Source organism: Patiriisocius marinus, assembly GCF_008974325.1.
In the GTDB taxonomy this organism is placed as follows: domain Bacteria; phylum Bacteroidota; class Bacteroidia; order Flavobacteriales; family Flavobacteriaceae; genus Patiriisocius; species Patiriisocius marinus.
In genome coordinates, this window is record NZ_BKCG01000001.1 from 940,304 (window position 1) to 961,812 (window position 21,509).

Here is a 21,509-nt window from a genome sequence, read left to right on the forward strand (position 1 = left end):
AGATTATAGTGATTTACTAAATTCTCTTTTTAAATTTCCTAATTGGTTAGCGATACTAGCATTGTATTGTAAATCTCCAACACGAAGGATAAACCCTCCCAAGATTGATTCGTCTACTTTATTGATAATAGTAACGTTTTCACTTCCTGTCATTTCTTTTACTTTAGCTAGTACTTGATTTTCAAGTTCTGCTGAAAGTGGCACTGCAGTTGTAACGTGAGCGGTTTTTACACCTTTACTATCATTATATAGATTAATAAAACTAGAAGCAACGCCTCCTAACAAATTGATACGTTTATTAGACGTTAAAATTTGAATAAGTCCTTTTGTTACTTCGCTATTTCCTTCAAAGATTTTAAGCAATGCTTGCTTTTTATCCTCTCCTTTAATTACTGGGCTTTGCAGAACGTTACGTAGTTCTTTGCTTCCAGCAAGGGTAGCTTCCACAGATTTCATGTCGCCAAATACAACTTCACTAATATTAGCTTCGTTTGCTTGGTCTAAAACTGCTTTTGCATATCGTATGGCTGCTCTACTCATATTTCGGCTCCGCTTAATAACCTTAGCGGTAATTTAAATTCTTAATTTAATTTAGCGTCGTTCAACATTGAGTTAACTAACTCAAGTTGTTTGTCTTTATTTGACAATTCGCTTTTTACCATTTTTTCAGCAATATCTACTGAAAGTGTAGCTACAGTACTTTTAAGTTCTGCAACTGCTGCTTTCTTTTCACTTTCGATTGCAGCTTGTGCATTTGCGATAGTTTTGTTTGCTTCAGCTTGAGCTTCTTCTTTTGCGTCAGCGATCATTTTTGCTTTGATCTCACGTGCTTCTTTCATCATCGTTTCGCGTTCTGCTCTAGCTTCTTGTAACAAACGCTCGTTATCAGCATTTAAGTTAGCCATTTCTAGTTTTGCTTTTTCAGCTGCATCTAGGGCATCTTTAATACCTTCTTCTCTACCTTCAATAGCACTTAAAATTGGTTTCCATGCAAATTTACCTAGTAATATTACTAGCAAAACAAACATTAGCAATTGCCAGAAGAAAAGACCGAATGAAAACTCGTTTATTAATTTTTCCATAATTATGCCCGTCGAAACGGATATCTAATTGGTTATACTATATTTTAATGTTTCTTATAATTAGAAACATTTTTAAAATTTCCGAAGAAAATTTTAGTTTAATTTTTTAATAGAAACATATCGCTGTAACCAACCGTTACAGCAATATGTTATCTTTTTCAATTACCCTGCGAATAACGCAGCGAATCCAATACCTTCAATAAGGGCAGCTGCAATAAGCATCGCTGTTTGGATTTTTCCTGAAGCTTCTGGTTGACGTGCAATAGCGTCCATTGCTGATCCACCAATTTTACCAATACCTAATCCGGCACCGATTACAATTAAACCTGCTCCTACAATAGTTGGAATAGTCATAAATATATATATTAAATTAAACAATCAAAATTTAGTGGTCGTCGTGGTGTTCTTCCACGGCTGAACCAAAGTACAAAGCAGATAACATTGTAAAGATATATGCTTGTAAAGCGGCTACTAAAAGTTCTAACAGAGACAAGGCAAATGCCAAGAAAAATGATAATGAACTTCCTAACCAGTTTTTAAATATAAACATTAACCCAATAATACTCATTAATACAATGTGTCCTGCAGTAATGTTTGCATATAGACGTATCATTAATGAGAATGGCTTAATAATAGTTCCTAATAATTCAATAGGTGCTAAAACAATACGCATAAGTGGCGGCACTCCTGGCATCCAGAAAATGTGTCCCCAATAGTTTTTGTTAGCAGTAAACGTTGTGAAAAGGTATGTTAAAAGTGCTAGTGCAAGTGTAACTGCAATGTTGTTAGTAACATTAATCCCTAGTGGTGTTAAACCTAATAAGTTGATAATCCAGATAAAGAAAAATACCGTCAGTAAGTAAGGCATGTATCTTTTGTATTTTTTAATTCCGATGTTTGGAATTGCAATGTCGTCACGGATGTATTGTATAATTGGTTCTAATCCCCTTCCTACACCTTTAGGCATTGCACTATTTTTGTATGATTTTGCCATACGGCTAAATACAAAAAGGATTAATAGAGAGACTAAGAATATAGTAAAAACGTTTTTCGTGATTGAAAAGTCTAAATGAACACGATTTTCTGGATGATGATGATCATCCATTTTTAATTCTCCACCTGTGCTAGTAACGTTGTAGATTTTACCGTGGTAAGATCTATATAGGTTTCCACCTACTTCAGCAACACCTTCATCGTGGTGTAATTTAGAAGATGAAAATACTTTTAATCCATCATCCCATAATATAACAGGTAATGGAAAACCAACATACTCGTGACCTCCTTGGTCATTTGTATATGAGTATAAACCAAAATCATAAGAATCAAGCAAGTGATGCGAGATGTATGCTTTAATTTCACTTTTCAAGTCTCCTGAATCCTCTCCCGAAGACACAGTTTCAGCTTGCATGGTGAATGAAGCTAGTAAAATGAAAATAGATAATATGTTACCTAGTGTTTTTCTTTGCATTTCTGAACAAATTAAGGGTGTTCTTAAAATCGGTGCAAAAATACAGTTAATCTCTATAAAGAAAAAATAAAAAAAACGCTTTTTTTTATTCAGGCTTTTTTGACGAAAAGACCTGATTATTAAGCTCTTTTGAAAGATAGGCTACTTCTAGTATCAAGCAAATGGCATAAGGGATGAAAAAGCTTATAAATTCTACGGTTGCCATCTTGCCGTCTGCTTTATAACTAGGGTAGAATATTAGGAAGAATAAAAGAAACTTTAATCCACTGCCTGCCATGAAAATAAATCCAACTTGAGAAGATTCTTTCTTGATATATCTTTCGAGGACTATAAAAATGATAATTGCTGCTACATAATTTAATATATAGCTAAGGATTATCTTATTTTCAAAAAGGGGAAGTTGTTTATAATGGAGCGCAAATATATGGCTACAGAAAGTAATAATTAATATAGTTAAGAGAAGAACTATAAAACGGATACTCTTTTTCGACATACGAACTATGAATTGAGTCTGTTTGTTTGTTTTATAACTAAGTAAAGTGAAATAGCAATACCTAAGAAAGTGCCAATAACTAAAAACCACTTGCCATTGTCTGTGTAGTTTTTGTCAAGCCAAAGTCCTAATTGTACAAATAGATAGATAATTACACCCATTTCTATTCCAATAGCAGAAAGTATTGCCCATCGTTTAACTCCGCTATTGTTTTTTTTAGAACTCATTGAATTAATTTAATTCGTGTGTCGCTTTTTTTGATCGGTTTGATCGATCAAATGGGCTGCTTTTAACTGTTGCAGTAGTTTTATCGTTACTTCCTGTAGACATTGAGCAAGTTGCGTTAAAAACAGCTCCAGGTTCTACAGACAATTTACCTACAACAACATCTCCTTCAATTTTTGCCGAACCTCTCAAAGTTAAAAGTTTTGTGACAGTTAAGGTGCCTTCAAAGGTTCCTTCAATATCTGCATTTTCACAAGTTAGTGTTCCAGTAATTACCCCATTTTTCCCTAAAACTACTTTAGAGGGAGTTGAAACATTGCCTTCAATTTGTCCATCTATTCTAAAAAATCCTTTAGAAACGATATCTCCTTTTATAGATGTCCCTTCGTTTATTCTATTTTGATTTGATCCAGGTTCTGAAGAGGAATTTGATCCTTTTCTGTTTTTTTTATCTGATATCATGGGGAGTGTTTATTAAGGATTTTTATTTTCAGAATTTAAATATGCTTCCAGATTTTTATGAATTTGAATAATTGCATAGTTCTCTGTAGATATACCAAATTTATTTCTAGTAATTCTATGAGTAGATGCTTCTGCTCGTGGATTTGCTAAAATATCACCAAAACCTTCAGCTCCAACCCTTGAATCTAAACCGTGTACTACAACAAATTTTTGTCCTGTTGTATAAAAATCAACCGATGTAAACATATAACCGTCGTACTTGTAATACTTAATAGCGTTATCTAGACGTGTTTTAAAGTTTGCAATTGAACCCGTTTCGTTTGCATTAAAAGGATACACTAACTTAAACTTAGAACCTTTATCATCTGCTAAAAAGTCTTTAAACTCTAGAGATGGTATTGTAGTAGAGTAGATTAATTGCGCTTGTTTTCCTTCTTCATCATTAGGGTAAGTAAGTGCTACAAAATTCAATGCTTTTTTGTAAACATCAAAACCGTCTCTTCTTCCTAGAGCTGTGGCTTTTAGTAACTCGAACTTAGGGACAATTTCATTACCATTATATAAGGTAATATATTCATCACTTTTTGAAATTACTTCATTGTAATTTCCGTCTTCAAATTGCTTGTAAAGCGCCTTATATTTAAATTCAGGGCTTGATTCATCTGTTGCCAATTGAGCATTGGGGTTTCTTAAAATTTCAGCATAACGAGAATCACTATGGTTTGATAAAATATCATTCTTGTATTTATCCTCTAACGAAGTGTTTCCTGTTTGTCCGTAAATTTTATAAAGATTGTATTTCGCTGGAAGTACAAGGCGTTCCTCTGGTTGAAAATCTAATAGATTTTCTAAGCGATTAGAAGCTAAATCATATTCTTTAAACTTCTCTTTATATATAAGTCCTAATTGATAGTAAGCGAAGTCACGATCTTTAGCTAAACTGTCTAATAATTTTTTATCTGTTGGAATTGCTGTAATGTATGTTTGAGGATCAAAAAAGGCGTTTTCTGAAATAGGCGTAACATCTTCAACTTGCTCGTCTGTTTGATCAAAGTTGCCAGCGTCTTTTCTTTCTGAACGTCTCCAGTTATCTTCTAATGTACGCTTACCCCAAGTTTTTTCGAAACTTAACTTTCCGAAGGAAACTGTAGAGGAGTTGTAAAAGTAAAATTTCCCTCCACTTGTATTTGTAGAAGTCCCTCCAGGTTTAAAAAATTCGTTATTTGTTGGCACTCCATTTTTAGATGCGGCTTTTACGGCAGCAATCGAATCTTCGTAAGCTCTTTTCTTTAAACCATCTGTATAATCTGTAAAGAAAGCTAATTGCTCAGATTTACTCATTTTAGACAATTTAAGAATACTGTCATTTAACGTAGCAATGTCTTCGTATTTGATAACGTCGTCAAGGTTTTCACGTTTTTTTGTTACACGTCTATGGCGTCTTGTTTTCTCTTCTAGATTAGTAAGAGTACTGTCATAATAAGCACCAGCATTTTTGTAAAGTGCTTTATCAAAATTCATTTCGGCTAGCGTTTGGTAATTGTTAGCTTGCAATGTTCTATCTTCCTTAAATGCACCAATTGATTTATTGTAATAATCTATAGCAAGAGTATCCGTTTTAGTATTTCGGTAATAATCTCCTAATGAGTTGTAAATTTTATCAAGGAAAGGTCTATTTTCTCTATCGGCTTCAAGGTCTTGTAGCAGTTCTAAAAATGCAACTTGATCTTCTTTAGTGTAGTCGAAATTCTTCGCTTTAGCGATAAATGCATTTATTCTGTAAATACGTGCAGTTTTGCGGTTGAGATCAATAACTTCATCAAAAGCAAGATTTGCACTGTCTCTTTTTTCTAGACGATTGTAGATTTGCCCTTTAATAAAAGCATAACGCCCCTTTAGCTCATTGTCTTTTACATATTCACTGGCAGTAACCATATATGGTAAGGCTTGTGGAATTGAATCTAAGTTAATCATTGCTTGGGCAAGTTGTGCGTTTGCATCTGCAATTACTTCGTCATCAAGATCTTCTTCTTTCAACATTTTAGTTAAACTCGCAATAGCATAATCTTCATTATTAAGTCTAATGTTTGTTTTTGCTTTCCAGATTTTTGCATTGTTAACATTGTTGCTTGTTGCTCCTTTATCAAGAATAAAGTTGAAGGCATCAAGGGCTGGGATAAAACGATTGTCATAGTATCGTGCTTTTCCTAAAAGCATGTATGCTTCGTCAATTTGTGGATTGTATTCTTGTCCACCAATAAACATAGAATGTTTTTGGATAGCTTTAACGGCTTTTTCTTCGGCACGGTTAAAATTTGGGTTTTTACCTGATTTGTCGAGTTGAACTTCATCGAGAACCTCTATACGTTCAATGGGTAAAATTTCGTAATAATTATCACTGTAACCTAGTGCTAATTCTTCTCTTCCAGTATTAAAAGCATTCTCACCATTGTACATAACATTGTACTTTGTGGTAAGTGCCTGAACGTTTCGGTTCATGAATGTATCTTTTTTACGACCACAGGCCGCTAAAAGCAAAAGAGTGAGTATTGTGATGGTAAATATATGTATACGCTTCAAAATCTGTTTTAATTTGTTTGTTATACTAACTGCAAACTACGGGTTTTAGTATATAATACCACGTATCATTCACAATGAACTTTATAAATTATTTTTATGTCACTCATATTTCATTAGAAAATAAAACCGTAGCTAATGCTATGCTTTAATTTTCTATTTCATCAGAGCACCCTAAACTCTAAATTATTTAAAGCTCCTTGTAAACAATAATTGGTATAGTACTGCCATTAGGGGCGTAAAAATACGGTTCTTTTTATGATCTTGATAAAAAAAGGGGTAAAAAAGCGTGTAATGACTTGTTTTTAAGCTGAAGTAGCGAAGTCTTTCTTCGGAAATGTCACACAATAAAAAAGCGTTGCTATAATTAACAACGCTGAGTACTTTGGAATTAAATTAAAAACTACTCTTTTATAATTTTATGTGTTGAAATTACTCCTTCATCTGTCATCAATTTCAAAAAATAAACTCCCGAAACTAAATTTTCTACATTAATTTTTGAAGCATTTATTAAAGTTGATTCTTGTTTAACCAATTCTCCCGTAATGCTATAAATTTCTAGCCGCTCAATGATAGTTGTTGTTTTTAGGTATAGTTCATTTTTTACTGGGTTTGGGTATAAACTAACTTCTGACAATTCAAAACTATTAATATCGAGTATGGTATTGCCATAAAATGCCTTATCTCCGTTTTCGTTGGTTATAATTAATGTTCGTGGACTAACGGTGCCATTTACTATTTCATAATCAAATTGTTTATCATTAAATGCTGCTAAGTAGAAGGTTCCATAATATTGTGATTCAAAACTAGAAGACTCTGGGTTTATACAATCTATTGTTGAAATAAATAAATCATTAATTGTAAAGTTTGTGTCTGAAAAATCAGAAAGACTACCAGTAGCACCAGCGCAGACCACTGTTTCGAAATCATTAAAATTAAAATCGGCGGTCACTGATATGTTATCAGAATTCGTTGGAGGAGTATTATCTACCTCATCTATCAGAAGTTTATGTAAATACCAAGTTGTGTCCAACATTTCTGGAGTTTGTGCAAGGCAAAAAGAGCTTAACGTCATGATTACTAAATATATACAGTTTTTCATGTTTTCAATTTTTAATTAGTGTTTTTGTGGATTGAATTTCACCATCACAAACTAACGCAATGGTATATTGTGCTTCATTGTAGGTAGCTATATTTAAAGTATAGACATTAATTTACTCTTTGATAATTTTATGCGTAGAAACTAGACCTTCGTTTGTTGTTATCTTTACAAAATAAACCCCTACTATTAAATCTTCCGTATTAAATGACACCTTATCTGTAAATAGTGTTTGTTGTTTAACTAATTGTCCCATAATACTATAAATTTCTAGCCGCTCAATGATAGCAACTGTTTTCAGGTATAGTTCATTTTTTACAGGATTAGGGTATAAAACAACATTTTCTAACTGTTGTTCATTGGTATTTAACAGTTGGTTTGCATACAGCGCTTTGTTACCATTTGCATTTGTTAACTCTAAAAACCGAATGCCGTTGTCAGTTGTTATTTCATAGGAATAAGGATTAGCCCCATCTAAATGCTCTTCTAAGTAATTATAATAAATACCGTTAAACACATTATCAGTTTGATTCATGCACCCCAAACCTAGTTCAAGAATGGAGTCAATATCAAAACTATTATTAAGATCATTATAAATTAGATTACATCCTAAAAAATCACAATATCCGGTATCAAATATTGAAAAAGCTTCATTAAATATATGTTCAGTTACATTTGGATTAGTATTAGGAGGCAATATTTCCACATCGTTAATAGTCAGTTTTTGTAAGTACCACGTATCTTCAAAAAGCTGTGGGTCTTGTGCTAAAACTTGAGTGCTTATAAACACCCAAGCTAATAATATTAGATTTTTCATATTAATTAATTTTTAAAAAGGTTTTTTGAGGCTACAATCTCACTGTCACACACTAATGCAATTGCATACACACCATTTTCATAGGTAGAAACGTCAATATTTATGGATGTTTGTTGCGTATCTAGAATATAATTATTAGAAGTACTATTTTGAGTACCAACAATCATTAAATAGGCAGAGGTTGCCTCATCGGCTTCATAGTTAATAGTAACAGATGTAGTAGTTGGGTTAGGTACAAGACTTTCAATTTTATAAGGGTTAACTGTTACTTCTACCTCATCATAGTCTTTATAACCATCACTGTCTGAAATTATTTCCAGCGTATACGTTTTTGTAACATTAGGAGAAACCGTAAGCTCTGTTCCAGTATAAACAAGATTTCCTTCAGTATCATACCAATTATATGTTGCAGCTTCATTTATCTGTGCAGCGGTAATTGTTACAGATTCATCTCTTTCAATTTCCTCATCATTTCCAGCTTCTGCTTGAAAATTATTTCGTGGGTATTTATTAATAATATAAGTTTCGCCTCCAATAACTTCATTAGTGATGTAGTCCCTTTGAATCACATGAAATTTATAGTGACGTGCATCATCAATTTCGTCGGTTAAAAAGTTAAATGAGATTTGTAATGTTAATCTATCATCTTAATTTACCGTTTTTACAATGGTGCCAAGATTAATATTTGGCTTTAGTTTCACATAATAGTTCCGCCTATCTTGAGAAAACATAGTAAAACTAAATAGAAACAGAAAAACTCCTAAAAGGAATAATACTTGATGGGGGGGGTAATCGTTAATCTTTTCATATAAATGAATTTAAAAGTTAACGGGGAGATTACATTATACAAGATAGTAACATTTTGCGAATGTTAAAACTCAAAGAAATAAAACCACATCATTTTTCTGTATTTTTGCCAAAATTTAAATCGCAAAATGAGCAATTTTCATCCCCTTAAAATTTCCGAAGTAAAAGAAGAAACGCCTAATGCTGTTGTAGTCACTTTTGATGTGCCTATGTCATTACAGGGTGAGTTTAATTTTATTGCAGGACAATATATTACTATTAAACACACTCACGAAGGGAAAGAAATTCGTCGTGCTTATTCGCTATGTTCTACGCCTAAAAGCGGAAAATTATCTATAGGGATTAAAAAAGTTGAAGGAGGTAGTTTTTCGGTTTTTGCAAATGAATACCTTACCGCTGGAGATACTTTAGAAGTAATGCCACCTCAAGGAAAATTTGTTTTAAAACCAAATGAAAATACAGCTCGCAACTATATGGCTTTTGCCGCAGGTAGCGGAATTACGCCTATACTTTCAATTGCTGCGACCGCTTTAGAACAGGAACCAGACAGTAAGTTTTTACTTATTTATGGAAATCAGTCCAAGGAAAACACAATGTTTTATGATGATTTAATGAAACTTAAGCAAGATCATCCACAACGATTTTTCCCAGAATTTGTTTTTAGTAGAACGAAAGAAGATCAAGGTACTTCTGGGCGTATTGATCACGATCTTGTAAATGATTATTTAAAAAACAAATTTCAATTTACCATTTTCGATACATTTTTCCTTTGTGGGCCAGAGCCTATGATTGATGTGATTTCTTCTGCTTTAAAAGAAAATGGAATTAATGAAAAAGCGGTTCATTTTGAATTGTTTACTACTTCAGAAGGTGATTTATTAGTGGAACCTCACGATGGGATGACAACTATTTCAATTACTATTGACGATGAAACGGAAACGTTTGAAATGAAGCAATCAGATTCAATTCTTGACGCAGCTTTAGCAAAAGATCTTGATGCTCCGTATTCTTGTCAAGGTGGAATTTGCAGCACATGTATTGCTCGTATTACTGAAGGTAAAGCCGAAATGCGAAAAAATCAAATACTAACGGACGGAGAAATTGCAGAAGGACTTATTTTAACGTGCCAAGCGCATCCTACAACAGCCAAAGTTGTTGTAGATTATGATGATGTTTAAAAAAAGCTAAAAATGATTTTTTTTAATCTTAAAGTCTGCTTTATCTGTTAACGATACTTATTAATTGAGCCTATAAAATTTAAACTATGGAGACTACTAATTTTAAAGGGTCAATACAGTTTTTTCCGAGAAAAACTGATGGGCGTCAAATAGAAATACATACAGAATCTCGTTTAAAACTAGCTTTTTCTGAGCCTGTTGAAACTACATATAATGTTGTTGTAAATTTTATTGATGTAGCGCTTGCCTTACCTGGCGAGCACGTTGTTTCACAGATTACTTTTGAAGGAAATCAAACCCTTCCAAATGATTTATACGCGGGTATGAGTTTTGAAGTTTTCGAACTTACAAAACACATAGGTAAAGGAACCATTATTGAAATAAAAGCTGAGTAGTTTACACAACCTCTAAAACCTTTTCCACTACTAATCTTGCAGGAATGGAAGCGATAGATTTTTCGTAACCAGTTGGGTATTTGTTTCCATAAATTGAGGTAGGAACCAATGGAAATTGATCCCTGTCTGCAACTAGTTGATTGCTGTTGGGTTGATTGAAAGGAATAAATCCTGCGTATGGATGCGTAACTCCCCATAGCGTAACAACAGGAATGTCATACAATGCAGCTAGATGCCCATTTCCACTATCCATTGCAAGCATTACATCTAAGTTAGAAATAAGCGCAAGTTCTTCTTCAAAACTAAGTTTTCCTGCTACGTTTTGAACATCATTAAATGAGCCTGCTAATCTATCGAGCTGGAGAATTTCTTTTTTACCTCCACCAAAAAGAAAAATTTTAAATTTTCCTGTTGCATCAAGATCTTCAATAACCTCTTTCATTAATGGTAACGGATACATTTTACCTTCATGCGCAGCAAAAGGTGCAATTCCAATAAGCTTTTTTGGCAGTTTCCCAACGATTTCTTGCAATGGTAACGATAAACGTTCTCGTCCGGGATATTGATGTTTACTTAGGGCTATTGGGTAGCCTAATTTTTTAAAAACATCAGCATAGCGTTGGTGTGTTTTTTTTAATTGACTTATAGGGTTTCCATTTGCGTTTACAAGTGCTTTTTTTTCGGCTCTGCCTTTGTCAATACTGGCGTTTTTAATACCTGAGAACCATAGGAAAAATCTTAATAATTTAGATCTAAGTACGTTATGTGTGTCTGCAACGCAACTAATTCCTAATATTTTAACCTCTTTAGATAAATTTAAAATTCCAAAAACCCCCTTGTGTTTTCCTTTAACATCAGCACCAATAACCGAAACATTTTTAAGGGCACTAAATAGGGGTTTGAAAAAAGGTTTTGTTAGTATTGTCACTTGAATATTAGGGTATGTGTCAACGAGAACCCTAAGTACAGGGACAAGCATAGCAACATCTCCCATAGCTGAGAGTCTAATTACAAGAATGTGGTTTTTTGATTTCATGATATTAAAAAACCTTTCAAAAGAAATCCTTTAAAAGGTTTGTGTCTATAATTTACGTGTTGAGTTTTACTTAGTACCTCTCAATACTGGGTTAAGCTCATCGTCATTATACATTTTCATTTGCTTATATACTTTCATATATTTTGTTCCTTCTTTAATATCTGCTAATAATTGATCAATTGCAGTGCTTAAATCGACACGTTGTTCAAGTAATATATCAAGTTTAGTTTGGCAAGCAGCACGATGCTTTGGGGTTGCATCTGTTCTTGTAGCTTCCTCGTTCATATGGTATACTTTAAGTGCAAGTATTGAAAGTCTATCGACTCCCCAAGCTGGACTTTCCGTGTTAATGGTAGCATCTTCATTAGGAGTTACATCACTGTATTGTTCAAGAAAATAGCTGTCAATATATTCAACCATATCTGTACGGTCTTGATTAGATGCATCAATCTGGCGTTTTAAGGCTAATGCGCTAATTGGGTCGATATTAGGATCGCGAATGATATCTTCATAATGCCATTGTACGGTGTCAATCCAGCATTTTCTGTATAATAAGTGTTGTAAAAGGTTTTCTTTTTTGTCATATGGATTTTCAAAAGGTTGATCCACCGTATTAATGTGATGATATTTTACAATTACTTCTATAAAAATCTGGTTTGCTATTTCGCTAAAGTTCATAGTGTTTATTTAAGTAACGTACTAATTACGTTATTATGGTTTTATTTTTTCTTTAATATGTGTAAGTACTCTGTTGTACTATTTGCTTTATGATTTCGGCTTTCTGTTTTATCTGCTTTAAAGCGTTGGTATTTAGTTGTCGCTACTGTGTAATCTCCGTAGCGTTTCATAATAGCTTCAACATCTTTTTGAGACATTAATCCTTCGTTATTGTAACTTAGAAAAATGTATTTAAAATTAGCCTCTTTTATTAAAACCTCAAAGGTATTTAACACCTTGTTTTTACTACAGTAATCACTTTTGTAGTAGTCCCTTAAGCCAGTTTTACCTTTAGGTACAAAGGTATCATATTTTGCAATAGTAGTTAGTAGGTGATAATTTGCGCCGTACTGTCGTGCATTGTACGGAGGATCCAGGTATAAAATGTCTCCTTTAATTTCTTGTATAAGCTCGTTTGCGTCTTTCTGAAACACGACATTAAATTGCCCTTCATTTAAATTATATGTAGCAGGTGCTATTACTAGTTTTTTTCTAGCCGAAACTTTAATTTTTTTTAAGTAAGCGCCATAAACCGAAGCTGTATTCGCCACTTTATCTGCACTTTCTAAAAGTGAAGCTAAGAGAAAGTAATACATATCTTCATTAATTACCGAAGCAGTAAACCAGGCTTCAATTTGAATACGAATAGCATCTATTTTTTGAGCATTTTCTTTTGAAAAGTATAGCCTGCCTGCTGTTCCAAGTTCACCATAATTCTCAAAAATAAATCCTTTTTTTGGGGAGCAATCATTTAGTTGTTTTATATAATCATCATAGTCTAAACTTGAGTGATTGCCAATATAATTTCTATTAAGAATGTAGCTGTAAAACTCCACATCATTTGAAATTACTTGTTTAACAAGAGGTTTAAAAGTGCGGCCTACAATACCTGTTCCCGCAAACAAATCACAAAAGATGAGGTTTTTTAAATTGCTCCCTACAATTTCTTGAACTGTAGAAACAATAAAGGAAGATAGTTTGTTTTTTGAACCTATATAATTCATTTTGAAACCCAAATAATGTCACTATAGACAGGAGTATCAGCAAAAGTAAAACAATGCATTTGTTCCAGGCTGTAATTTTCTAGATAGTTTTCTATAGCATTTTTTAGTAGCGAAATGTCGGCTTTTAATTTCCAGTGTTCTCCATTAGTATTGTGCACAACAACAAAGAGTCTATTTTTTAAATGATAACGTTTTTCCCCACTTTGGTTTTCATAAAACCATTCTATGAGTTCAACTTTCAATTTGTCACTAGGGTTCATATTTTTTAAATGCTTAGGAAACACCGATGTTTTATGATCAAAAGGCATATCATTAATATAAAAATCCTTCTCAGAATCTCTGTAGTTGGTTACGTGAGTTACACTAGGGTGGCTATTGAAAATGGTTTCAACGGCCATTGCGCTCCAGAAATTATACCACCTGTTTGCGGCATAATCAAATAAAGAACTTTTGTCAGCATTTAAGGTTTCAACAGATAGTTTAAGTTTTGATATAAAATCGTCCCATTGTGGAGTATCATAAATAAATGAGGTGAAAGCATCCCATTTATCACTTTGTTTACGACCCCATTGGTAGCGATAAGGCAGTCTTTTTTTCAACTGTATCTCTAACATTTTAGGATCGTAATTTTTCATATAACATGAATTAGAATAGCGACAATGAGTATAAACCACAGTAGTATTTCATTGAAAATAGTGCGCTCTTTAGTTGGCCTATTTTCAACGTAGTTTGCTGTGGTAATTGCTGCGGGCATCATAATAAAAATAAGTTCGCTACCATTATTATGAGAACCAAATAGGGTAATTGCTAATAAAACAATTGCAATAGTTGCCATACTCGAGGCAGCAGGCTTTTCTTTTTTTGAAAGGGTATTTATTTGAAAAAAACGAATACTACCTGTCCATAAAAGTAAAGCAAATATTAAAATTGCAGGAACCAACAGGGATAAATTATTATACGATGAAAAATCAAAATCCTGAATTGTAGGCCAAGGGATAAACCAATCAAGATTATCATAAACCACTAATTGATAGCTGATAAACAATAGTCCAATTGCAATAATTGCTGAAAATGGAATTACAAAAAAACGAGGCCTTCTTTGTGTTTTATTGACAATCCCGAAGTACAAAACGATAAAGAAAAGTAAGGACCAAAAGTAGAGGAGTGATGCTATTGTAATATACATAGCAGCATCAAAAATTTTTTTCTCTACATTCTTTTCAGTGTTAAGGCTTAAGACCCTTCGTGTTGCTAATAATAGAAACACATTGCTTAATAAAATCGTAATTTCAATATAAACTGACGGTGTTAAGACTATAAACAACACGAAAATGAATATGGCAAAGGTGTTATTTCCTGTAACGTGGTTTTTTCTGATTATGAAATCTAGCAGTAATACTACAAATATCATTAGCAGCATTAGCCCTGCATGAGTTAGTAAATTAACAGGATTAACATTTAAATTGTCTAAAAAAATCACCCTAAGTAAATAACTCACTATAATTGCAGTACTTAACAGCAAATAATTGACTGGTGTAGATTTACTAAAAAAGCTTGTGAGCATGTAGTCTATTTTATACTTTTGCGAAACAAAGATAAAGATATGGCTTTAAGAGATGTTTTTTACGGAATAGCAGAGTTTAGTGAGGATGTATTATTAGCTCCTTTAGATGCTTTAAGAGCTCTTGAACTTGAGAGCTGGTTTGCAGCAAATATATTGAATTGGATTTTTATGGCTGTTTTAGCAGTTGCGTTAACATACTGGATGTTACAGTTAAAGAAATTCAATGACAATAATGAAGAGGATCGTAGTTCTACTTCACACTCATACTTAGGAGACGAACAAAAATATCAGTAAAGTCTTTTTTCTGATCTGTTTTAAAGGATTAGTCTAAGTCAAAACCGATATCAGTTCGATAATTCATCTTATCAAAATGTAGCTTTTCTATATTTTGATAAGATTTTTTTATGGCCTGTTTGTAATCATTATCTAATGACGTTATTGCCATAACACGCCCACCATTTGTAACTACTTCACCATCTTTTAGTGCAGTACCTGCATGAAATACAATTGAACCTTCAATAGTATTTAATCCTGTAATTAGTTTCCCTTTTTCGTAAGCTTCAGGATATCCGCCAGAAACAGCCATTATTGTTGCTGCTGCACGATTGTCTAATTCAAATTGTAATATATCAAGATCTTGATCATAAGTAGCTTCAAGAACATCAACTAAATCTGTTTTAATTCTAGGAAGAACAACTTCGGTTTCTGGATCTCCCATACGTACGTTGTATTCTATAACATAAGGCTCGTTTCCAACTTTTATTAAGCCAATAAACACAAATCCTTTATAATCTATTTCTTCTTTTTTAAGACCTTCGACTGTAGGTTTTACAATGCGCTCTTCAATTTTTAGCATTAATTCCTCATCTACAAAAGGCACTGGCGAAATAGCACCCATTCCTCCTGTGTTAAGCCCTTTGTCTCCTTCACCTATTCTTTTATAATCTTTTGCAGTTGGTAATACTTTGTAATGTTTACCATCGGTTAACACAAAAACACTTAGTTCAATTCCGTCTAAAAATTCTTCAATTACAACAGTATTACTTGCTTCACCAAATTTTCCGCCTAACATTTCAGTTAGAGAATTTTTAGCTTCGTCAAGGTTATCTATAATTAAAACACCTTTTCCTGCAGCTAGACCATCTGCTTTTAAAACGTATGGCGCGGTTAAAGTTTCAAGAAATGCGTGTCCCGCACTTAAACTTTCAGAAGTAAAACTAGCATAAGCAGCAGTAGGAATATTATGCGCCATCATAAACTCCTTAGCGCGCTCTTTACTTCCTTCTAATAAAGCACCACGTTTAGAAGGGCCTATAATTTTCACCTTTTTTAGTGATGGAGTTTCTGCAAAATAGTTTACAATTCCAAGTACTAAAGGGTCTTCAGGACCAACAACAACCATATCAATATCATTGTCAACAACGCATTTTTCAATAGCAGAAAAATCTGTCACAGACAAAACTACGTTTGTTGCAATTGCTGCAGTACCGGCATTTCCTGGTGCTACAAATAATTTATCACAACGCTCACTTTTAGCAAGTTGATGTGCAAATGTGTGCTCTCTTCCTCCAGATCCTAAAACTAAAATATTCATGGTGTTTATTTTAAGCCGCAAAAATAAGTTATTTCAATGTTTTCTAAGGTGTCAATTTCTGAAATGTGCTTCAACAAATACTTGAGATTGTCTATCTTTAATTCCGCTAAAACCCACAAACAATTTTCTTAAAAATGATAAAGCTATTTGATCTTTCTTTAAAGTTGAGTGGCTTTCCTATTTCCGAAGCAAAAAATAGACTTAAAGAAATTCAACAGATTAAAGAGCAGGATTTTGAAGTGTATGTTACTTCATTGAAATCTAATATTGTTAACTACCATTTAAGAGAAAATGATTATTATAAAAAACTAGCCGGAAATTCCTCATTTTCAAATTGGGAAGATATTCCAGTAATGAGAAAATCAGATTTACAAACACCTTTAGCAAACCGATTATCAAATGGGTTTACTGAGAAAAATTGTTACGTAAACAAAACTTTGGGTTCTAGTGGGCACCCTTTTATTTTTGCGAAAGATAAATTTTGTCATGCTTTAACGTGGGCAGAGATAGTAAATCGTTTTGGGTGGTTTGGTCTCGACTTTAATAGTTCATTACAAGCACGTTTCTACGGTATCCCATTAGATACTATTGGATATCAAAAAGAGCGCTTAAAAGACAGGCTGAGCAGTCGCTACAGGTTTCCCATATTTGATTTGTCTAATAAAAAAATGGAAAAGTTTTTAGAGCATTTCCGAAGTAAAAAATTTCAATATATCAATGGGTATACAAGTTCCATCGTATTGTTTGCTAAATATTTGAAATCAAAATCTATCGTGCTCACTGATGTTTGTCCATCACTTAACTACTGTATTGTTACTAGCGAAATGTTATATGAAAGTGATAAAAAATTGATGGAAGAAGTTTTTAATATTCCTGTAATAAATGAATATGGTGCAAGCGAACTAGATCTTATCGCTTTTACAAATAGTGCAGGTGAGTTTGTTGTAAATAGCGAAACTCTTTTTGTTGAAATACTTGATGATACTAATAATGCAGTGCCAAATGGGGTGATGGGTAAAATTGTAATTACATCACTTTATAATAAGGCGCATCCATTAATTAGGTATGAAATAGGCGATTCAGGAATGTTGAGTAAACAGAGCACTTTTAAAAAACCCATATTAGAGAAATTAATAGGAAGAACTAATGATGTTGCTATTTTAGAAAATGATAAAAAGGTTCCTGGACTTACCTTTTATTACATTACTAAAAGTGTGATTGAGGATGACGGAAATGTAAAGGAATTTGTTGTAGAACAAATTAGCTTAACCCTTTTTAAAATTATATATGTAGCCGAAAAACCGCTAACCGAACTGGAGGAATTAACTATTAAAAAAGCACTTGACACCTATTTAAAAGTGCCGTTAAATCTTGAATTTAGTCGTGTTGAGGTATTAGATCGCGCAAACAGAGGCAAGCTTAAACAGTTTGTTTCTAGACTGTAAGGTCTTAGCTAATAAGAGAATTATTTAGAAGGCGTTTCAGTAGGGTCATCTCCAGTATTCTCATCAATTGATAGTCCCATTCTTTTTGCTCTACGTTCCCAGTTTTTACGTGCTTGAATTTGCATATCTTCAACAGCATCACTTTCATCCATTATTTCTAATCCTAATAATGTTTCAATGATATCTTCCATAGTTACAACACCAATAGTATTACCAAATTCATCAACAACTAGTGACATGTGAGTGCGTTTTTGTATAAATGTGTCAAACATTTCAGGGATAGGCTTTTCTGCATTTACAACAGAAATTTCTCTTTTTATATCTGCCATTGTCTTGTTACCGTGATCTTCAACAAGCTCTTCAAGTAGATCATCTTTTAAAACAAAACCAGTAATATTATGTGACTTTTCTTTGAAAATTGGAATACGAGAAAATTGTAAATTTTTGTGTGTTTCGTGAAATTCTTGTAGTGTGGTGCTCTCATCTGCCATTATAACTACAGGGAATGGAGTCATAACATTTTTAGCTAAAACAGATTTAAAAATTAATAGGTTTTTAATAACTGCACTTTCATTCTCTTCAAAAACACCTTCCATTTCCGCAGCTTCAGTAATTGCCATAAATTCTTCGCGGCTCATAGAAGTTACGTGCGCACTTTTACCAATAAGTTTAGTAGTAAGGTTCAATAGCCATAAGATTCCAGTATATTTTAGCGGAAATATGATAACGGTAAGCGCTTTAGCAGTAAAGCCACCTAGGCTTTTCCAATATGTTGCGCCTATTGTTTTAGGGATAATTTCAGAAACAATTAAAATTAACAAAGTCATTATTGCCGAAACAATACCTACGATATTTACACCAAAAAAATCAATATCAAAATCTAAACTTTCTGCCTGAACCCCTACTAAAATGGCTCCTACAGTATGTGCAATGGTATTAATTGTAAGTATTGCAATAAGTGGCTGATCGATGTCTTTTTTTAACGCTGCTAAAGTATTAGCATAAGCTTTTCCCTCACTCTTTTTCATTTTAATAAAAGTAGGCGTGAAGCTTAATAAAGCGGCTTCAAGAATAGAGCACAGAAATGAAAAGAAAATAGACAGTACTGCGTAAATAATTAATAATCCCATGAATAGATTTTTTTTGCAAGGTAATATTTTACAAAATAACGTTGTATCAAAGAAATTTTAAAATTTCTTAATTACTTTTTACCAGCCAACAAATTGTGGCGGTTCAACATTATTTAGGTTTAAGTAAACGATAATTTGTCCTCTATGGTGAGAAACGTGATCTTGAAGCAAATTCAAAATCTGAATTTTACTTTTAGGTCCAGAGAAAAATTCTACAGTATCACTCATTTTTTCATCTGGAGAAGCCGCTATTAAGTTATAAGCATTTTCAAAAGCACTTTTAATTAATGCTATTGTTTCTTGCTTTGTTTTAGGTTGAACGCCAGTTGTTTTTTGGAAATCAGTTTCAGAAAAATAGGTGTTGCTTAACCAATCGATATTACCTTTAATGTGGAGCAATTGCTCTTTAAAAGTCATTTGGCGTTCAGTTGGTTTAAAATCATATTTTTCTTCTGGCATAGCTTCAGCAATACCAATTAAGTATGTTTTAGAATTATCCCATTTTTCAAGCCAAGCAGATTTCATTGTAGTTTGTTGTGCCGTTGTTAATGCCGAAATACTAATGAAAAGTACAAATAGTAAATGTTTCATATTTCCGAAGGTACTTAAATGATGCTAATTTCGAAATCTAAACTGAAGCTGAAAATGTTTTAGAATGTTATTCTAAGGCTGCTTCAATTGCAGCTTCAATTTGTTTTCCAATTCCTACCATACCACCAGAAATGTACTCTTGTATCGTTCCGTCACGTTTTACAATTACGTTAGTAGGGTAGGCGCCTCTTGTAACGGCTTGGCTAAAGCTACCTTCTTTTCCTACAATTGGATACTTTAAATTGTGCTTAGTTTGGAATCTTGCAATTTTCTCTTCTTTTTCAAAAGTTACTGCGGCAAAAACAATGTTATCGTTGTTTTTGTATTTTTCGTATACCTCGTTTAATTCAGGAATTTCCTTGATGCACGGTGGGCAGGTGGCGAACCAAAAATTAAATACAACAACTTTTCCTTCGGTATTGTCAGTTTTAATAATATTTCCGTTTCTGTCAATCATATTAAAATAGGGAAGGGTGTGACCGTTAAAGTCATTTTCTTTAGGCATTCTAGACTGCACCATCAGTTTTTGCTCTTCCTCAGAGAGCTTAATAAGCTGAATATAATTTGTGCCATCTGCGTTATTTTTTGGCTCTAAACTCCATTCTTTACTATCCATCATTGTCATAAAATCAGTAAGGCCCACATCGTTTCCTTGTGGATCTTTAATGATGGTTTGATCATTAATTTGAATGGATTGGGGTGGTTCCTGAGCGATTACTTGGCTTGAAATAAACAATCCAAAAAGTAATGTTAAGATGAGGTTTTTCATAATAATAAGATTAGCTGCTCGGCTTTAAGTAATGGTTATTGAGATTGGTGTTTAGCTAATTAGTTTTACGACATCTTTAGCAAAATAACTAGCAATCATGTGTGCGCCTGCTCTTTTTATACTCAAAACCTGTTCCATCATTACAGCGTCGTGATTTAACCATCCTTTTTCTGCGGCCGCTTTTAACATTGCGTACTCTCCACTTACTTGATATACAGCTACTGGCACATCAACTACATTACGAATATCACGAACTATATCAAGGTAACAAAGTCCCGGTTTTACCATAACGATGTCTGCACCTTCATCGATATCCATTAATGTTTCTTTTACAGCCTCATCTCTATTTGCTGGGTCCATTTGATAGGATCTTTTATCCTTTGGAACGTCTTGCATATCCACAGGGGCACTATCTAAGGCATCTCTAAAAGGGCCGTAAAAAGCTGATGCGTATTTGGCGCTATAGCTCATAATACCTGTATTATGAAAACCTTCTTCTTCTAGTAGTGTTCTCATGGCAAGAATACGGCCGTCCATCATATCGCTAGGAGCAACAATATCTGCTCCTGCTTGTGCGTGACTTAAGGACATTTTTGCTAGAAAATCTACTGTGCGGTCATTTACAATTTCACCATTTGAAACAATACCATCGTGACCATATTCCGAATAAGGGTCTAAAGCAACATCTGTCATTACAATCATTTCTGGGCAAGTGTCTTTTACTGTTTTAATAGCGCGCTGCATTAAACCATCTGCATTTAAGGCTTCTTTCCCTTCATTATCTTTTAAATGATCAGGAACTTTTACAAAAAGCAATACACTTTTTAGTCCCATTTTCCATAGTTCCTTTATTTCGTTTTTAAGTAAATCTAAACTAAAACGGTAGTAATTAGGCATTGAAGCAATTTCTTCTTTAATGTTGTTCCCTTCAACAACAAATAGAGGAACAATAAAATCGTTTGGCGAAATTATATTTTCTCTAACGAGACTTCTTATGGATTCGTTATGTCTAAGTCTTCTGTTTCTTTTTAGTATCATAAGCTAATTATTTAGTCA

The 21,509-nt window shown here is 33.3% G+C and carries 25 protein-coding genes; 4 read left to right on the top strand and 21 right to left on the bottom strand.

Features of this window, described 5'->3' with window-relative positions:
- Positions 1-3: 3 nt before the first annotated feature.
- The 11 genes from atpH to GBH57_RS04190 all read right to left on the bottom strand — a co-directional run bounded on the left by atpH (position 4) and on the right by GBH57_RS04190 (position 8,792).
- Complete coding sequence (gene atpH, locus GBH57_RS04145) at positions 4-540, bottom strand: ATP synthase F1 subunit delta (RefSeq protein WP_151672783.1); 537 nt, start codon at positions 538-540, stop codon at positions 4-6.
- A 41-nt stretch (positions 541-581) separates the two neighbouring features.
- The gene (locus tag GBH57_RS04150; protein WP_151672784.1) at positions 582-1,082 is read right to left on the bottom strand and encodes a F0F1 ATP synthase subunit B; all 501 of its coding nucleotides are present in this window, start codon (positions 1,080-1,082) and stop codon (positions 582-584) included.
- A gap of 162 nt (positions 1,083-1,244) precedes the next feature.
- Entirely contained in the window at positions 1,245-1,436 is a 192-nt protein-coding gene (gene atpE, locus GBH57_RS04155; protein ID WP_068590555.1) for an ATP synthase F0 subunit C, read from the bottom strand.
- 31 nt (positions 1,437-1,467) lie between these two features.
- Positions 1,468-2,550, bottom strand: coding sequence for a F0F1 ATP synthase subunit A (gene atpB / locus GBH57_RS04160; RefSeq protein WP_151672785.1), 1,083 nt, complete (start codon positions 2,548-2,550; stop codon positions 1,468-1,470).
- Positions 2,551-2,635: 85 nt separating this feature from the next.
- On the bottom strand, positions 2,636-3,043 hold the full coding sequence (locus GBH57_RS16350; protein WP_373865829.1) for a DUF6168 family protein: 408 nt from the start codon (positions 3,041-3,043) through the stop codon (positions 2,636-2,638).
- Between the two features lie 5 nt (positions 3,044-3,048).
- Positions 3,049-3,270, bottom strand: coding sequence for an AtpZ/AtpI family protein (locus GBH57_RS04165; protein WP_151672786.1), 222 nt, complete (start codon positions 3,268-3,270; stop codon positions 3,049-3,051).
- Positions 3,271-3,274: 4 nt separating this feature from the next.
- Positions 3,275-3,730, bottom strand: coding sequence for a bactofilin family protein (locus tag GBH57_RS04170; protein WP_151672787.1), 456 nt, complete (start codon positions 3,728-3,730; stop codon positions 3,275-3,277).
- Between the two features lie 12 nt (positions 3,731-3,742).
- Entirely contained in the window at positions 3,743-6,310 is a 2,568-nt protein-coding gene (gene porW / locus GBH57_RS04175; RefSeq protein ID WP_151672788.1) for a type IX secretion system periplasmic lipoprotein PorW/SprE, read from the bottom strand.
- A gap of 400 nt (positions 6,311-6,710) precedes the next feature.
- Complete coding sequence (locus GBH57_RS04180; RefSeq protein WP_151672789.1) at positions 6,711-7,409, bottom strand: T9SS type A sorting domain-containing protein; 699 nt, start codon at positions 7,407-7,409, stop codon at positions 6,711-6,713.
- Positions 7,410-7,521: 112 nt separating this feature from the next.
- Positions 7,522-8,223: a T9SS type A sorting domain-containing protein gene (locus tag GBH57_RS04185; protein ID WP_151672790.1), complete on the bottom strand. Its 702-nt coding sequence runs from the start codon at positions 8,221-8,223 to the stop codon at positions 7,522-7,524.
- Positions 8,224-8,228: 5 nt separating this feature from the next.
- Positions 8,229-8,792 carry an immunoglobulin domain-containing protein gene (locus tag GBH57_RS04190; protein WP_151672791.1) on the bottom strand — a complete coding sequence of 188 codons (564 nt, stop codon included), beginning with the start codon at positions 8,790-8,792 and terminating at the stop codon, positions 8,229-8,231.
- A 366-nt stretch (positions 8,793-9,158) separates the two neighbouring features.
- Here GBH57_RS04190 and GBH57_RS04195 point away from each other — a divergent pair, with 366 nt between their 5' ends.
- Both GBH57_RS04195 and GBH57_RS04200 read left to right on the top strand, forming a co-directional pair.
- A complete protein-coding gene (locus tag GBH57_RS04195) occupies positions 9,159-10,208 on the top strand; it encodes a ferredoxin--NADP reductase (protein WP_151672792.1) in 1,050 nt (349 codons plus the stop codon).
- A gap of 86 nt (positions 10,209-10,294) precedes the next feature.
- On the top strand, positions 10,295-10,603 hold the full coding sequence (locus GBH57_RS04200; protein WP_151672793.1) for a hypothetical protein: 309 nt from the start codon (positions 10,295-10,297) through the stop codon (positions 10,601-10,603).
- 1 nt (position 10,604) lies between these two features.
- Here GBH57_RS04200 and GBH57_RS04205 read toward each other — a convergent pair whose 3' ends face one another.
- The 5 genes from GBH57_RS04205 to GBH57_RS04225 all read right to left on the bottom strand — a co-directional run bounded on the left by GBH57_RS04205 (position 10,605) and on the right by GBH57_RS04225 (position 14,924).
- The gene (locus GBH57_RS04205; RefSeq protein WP_151672794.1) at positions 10,605-11,639 is read right to left on the bottom strand and encodes a glycosyltransferase family 9 protein; all 1,035 of its coding nucleotides are present in this window, start codon (positions 11,637-11,639) and stop codon (positions 10,605-10,607) included.
- Positions 11,640-11,705: 66 nt separating this feature from the next.
- Positions 11,706-12,317 (bottom strand): DUF4254 domain-containing protein, encoded by a 612-nt coding sequence (locus GBH57_RS04210; protein ID WP_151672795.1) that lies wholly within the window; start codon positions 12,315-12,317, stop codon positions 11,706-11,708.
- A 41-nt stretch (positions 12,318-12,358) separates the two neighbouring features.
- Positions 12,359-13,360 carry a DNA adenine methylase gene (locus GBH57_RS04215; protein WP_151672796.1) on the bottom strand — a complete coding sequence of 334 codons (1,002 nt, stop codon included), beginning with the start codon at positions 13,358-13,360 and terminating at the stop codon, positions 12,359-12,361.
- On the bottom strand, positions 13,357-13,995 hold the full coding sequence (locus GBH57_RS04220; RefSeq protein ID WP_151672797.1) for a hypothetical protein: 639 nt from the start codon (positions 13,993-13,995) through the stop codon (positions 13,357-13,359). The genes GBH57_RS04215 and GBH57_RS04220 overlap by 4 nt, the downstream gene beginning before the upstream one ends.
- Positions 13,992-14,924, bottom strand: coding sequence for a hypothetical protein (locus tag GBH57_RS04225; RefSeq protein WP_151672798.1), 933 nt, complete (start codon positions 14,922-14,924; stop codon positions 13,992-13,994). Before GBH57_RS04225 ends, GBH57_RS04220 begins: the two co-directional genes overlap by 4 nt.
- Before the next feature lie 39 nt (positions 14,925-14,963).
- Here GBH57_RS04225 and GBH57_RS04230 point away from each other — a divergent pair, with 39 nt between their 5' ends.
- On the top strand, positions 14,964-15,218 hold the full coding sequence (locus GBH57_RS04230; protein WP_151672799.1) for a DUF6341 family protein: 255 nt from the start codon (positions 14,964-14,966) through the stop codon (positions 15,216-15,218).
- A gap of 28 nt (positions 15,219-15,246) precedes the next feature.
- On the opposite strand, the gene purD is transcribed toward GBH57_RS04230, so the two are convergent.
- Positions 15,247-16,518 carry a phosphoribosylamine--glycine ligase gene (gene purD / locus GBH57_RS04235; protein WP_151672800.1) on the bottom strand — a complete coding sequence of 424 codons (1,272 nt, stop codon included), beginning with the start codon at positions 16,516-16,518 and terminating at the stop codon, positions 15,247-15,249.
- 134 nt (positions 16,519-16,652) lie between these two features.
- On the opposite strand from purD, the gene GBH57_RS04240 reads away from it, so the two are divergent.
- Positions 16,653-17,963: a phenylacetate--CoA ligase family protein gene (locus GBH57_RS04240; RefSeq protein ID WP_151672801.1), complete on the top strand. Its 1,311-nt coding sequence runs from the start codon at positions 16,653-16,655 to the stop codon at positions 17,961-17,963.
- A gap of 20 nt (positions 17,964-17,983) precedes the next feature.
- Here the strand turns inward: GBH57_RS04240 and GBH57_RS04245 are convergent, their stop codons facing one another.
- From GBH57_RS04245 to hemB, 4 genes are all read right to left on the bottom strand, one after another.
- Positions 17,984-19,093 (bottom strand): CNNM domain-containing protein, encoded by a 1,110-nt coding sequence (locus GBH57_RS04245; RefSeq protein ID WP_151672802.1) that lies wholly within the window; start codon positions 19,091-19,093, stop codon positions 17,984-17,986.
- Between the two features lie 78 nt (positions 19,094-19,171).
- Positions 19,172-19,684 (bottom strand): DinB family protein, encoded by a 513-nt coding sequence (locus tag GBH57_RS04250; RefSeq protein ID WP_151672803.1) that lies wholly within the window; start codon positions 19,682-19,684, stop codon positions 19,172-19,174.
- Between the two features lie 67 nt (positions 19,685-19,751).
- Complete coding sequence (locus GBH57_RS04255) at positions 19,752-20,453, bottom strand: peroxiredoxin family protein (RefSeq protein WP_151672804.1); 702 nt, start codon at positions 20,451-20,453, stop codon at positions 19,752-19,754.
- Between the two features lie 51 nt (positions 20,454-20,504).
- Positions 20,505-21,491, bottom strand: coding sequence for a porphobilinogen synthase (hemB, locus tag GBH57_RS04260; RefSeq protein ID WP_151672805.1), 987 nt, complete (start codon positions 21,489-21,491; stop codon positions 20,505-20,507).
- Between the last annotated feature and the right edge of the window lie 18 nt (positions 21,492-21,509).

Bases quoted from the DNA above. Each gene is read 5' to 3' on its own strand.
- atpH (WP_151672783.1), bottom strand. From the start codon at position 540: ATGAGTAGAGCAGCCATACGATATGCAAAAGCAGTTTTAGACCAAGCA.
- GBH57_RS04195 (WP_151672792.1), top strand. From the start codon at position 9,159: ATGAGCAATTTTCATCCCCTTAAAATTTCCGAAGTAAAAGAAGAAACG.
- GBH57_RS04200 (WP_151672793.1), top strand. From the start codon at position 10,295: ATGGAGACTACTAATTTTAAAGGGTCAATACAGTTTTTTCCGAGAAAA.
- atpB (WP_151672785.1), bottom strand. From the start codon at position 2,550: ATGCAAAGAAAAACACTAGGTAACATATTATCTATTTTCATTTTACTA.
- GBH57_RS04185 (WP_151672790.1), bottom strand. From the start codon at position 8,223: ATGAAAAATCTAATATTATTAGCTTGGGTGTTTATAAGCACTCAAGTT.
- GBH57_RS04240 (WP_151672801.1), top strand. From the start codon at position 16,653: ATGATAAAGCTATTTGATCTTTCTTTAAAGTTGAGTGGCTTTCCTATT.
- GBH57_RS04255 (WP_151672804.1), bottom strand. From the start codon at position 20,453: ATGAAAAACCTCATCTTAACATTACTTTTTGGATTGTTTATTTCAAGC.
- GBH57_RS04220 (WP_151672797.1), bottom strand. From the start codon at position 13,995: ATGAAAAATTACGATCCTAAAATGTTAGAGATACAGTTGAAAAAAAGA.
- atpE (WP_068590555.1), bottom strand. From the start codon at position 1,436: ATGACTATTCCAACTATTGTAGGAGCAGGTTTAATTGTAATCGGTGCC.
- GBH57_RS04170 (WP_151672787.1), bottom strand. From the start codon at position 3,730: ATGATATCAGATAAAAAAAACAGAAAAGGATCAAATTCCTCTTCAGAA.
- GBH57_RS04165 (WP_151672786.1), bottom strand. From the start codon at position 3,270: ATGAGTTCTAAAAAAAACAATAGCGGAGTTAAACGATGGGCAATACTT.
- hemB (WP_151672805.1), bottom strand. From the start codon at position 21,491: ATGATACTAAAAAGAAACAGAAGACTTAGACATAACGAATCCATAAGA.
- GBH57_RS16350 (WP_373865829.1), bottom strand. From the start codon at position 3,043: ATGTCGAAAAAGAGTATCCGTTTTATAGTTCTTCTCTTAACTATATTA.
- GBH57_RS04210 (WP_151672795.1), bottom strand. From the start codon at position 12,317: ATGAACTTTAGCGAAATAGCAAACCAGATTTTTATAGAAGTAATTGTA.
- GBH57_RS04250 (WP_151672803.1), bottom strand. From the start codon at position 19,684: ATGAAACATTTACTATTTGTACTTTTCATTAGTATTTCGGCATTAACA.
- GBH57_RS04180 (WP_151672789.1), bottom strand. From the start codon at position 7,409: ATGAAAAACTGTATATATTTAGTAATCATGACGTTAAGCTCTTTTTGC.
- GBH57_RS04150 (WP_151672784.1), bottom strand. From the start codon at position 1,082: ATGGAAAAATTAATAAACGAGTTTTCATTCGGTCTTTTCTTCTGGCAA.
- purD (WP_151672800.1), bottom strand. From the start codon at position 16,518: ATGAATATTTTAGTTTTAGGATCTGGAGGAAGAGAGCACACATTTGCA.
- GBH57_RS04225 (WP_151672798.1), bottom strand. From the start codon at position 14,924: ATGCTCACAAGCTTTTTTAGTAAATCTACACCAGTCAATTATTTGCTG.
- GBH57_RS04215 (WP_151672796.1), bottom strand. From the start codon at position 13,360: ATGAATTATATAGGTTCAAAAAACAAACTATCTTCCTTTATTGTTTCT.
- GBH57_RS04245 (WP_151672802.1), bottom strand. From the start codon at position 19,093: ATGGGATTATTAATTATTTACGCAGTACTGTCTATTTTCTTTTCATTT.
- GBH57_RS04230 (WP_151672799.1), top strand. From the start codon at position 14,964: ATGGCTTTAAGAGATGTTTTTTACGGAATAGCAGAGTTTAGTGAGGAT.
- GBH57_RS04205 (WP_151672794.1), bottom strand. From the start codon at position 11,639: ATGAAATCAAAAAACCACATTCTTGTAATTAGACTCTCAGCTATGGGA.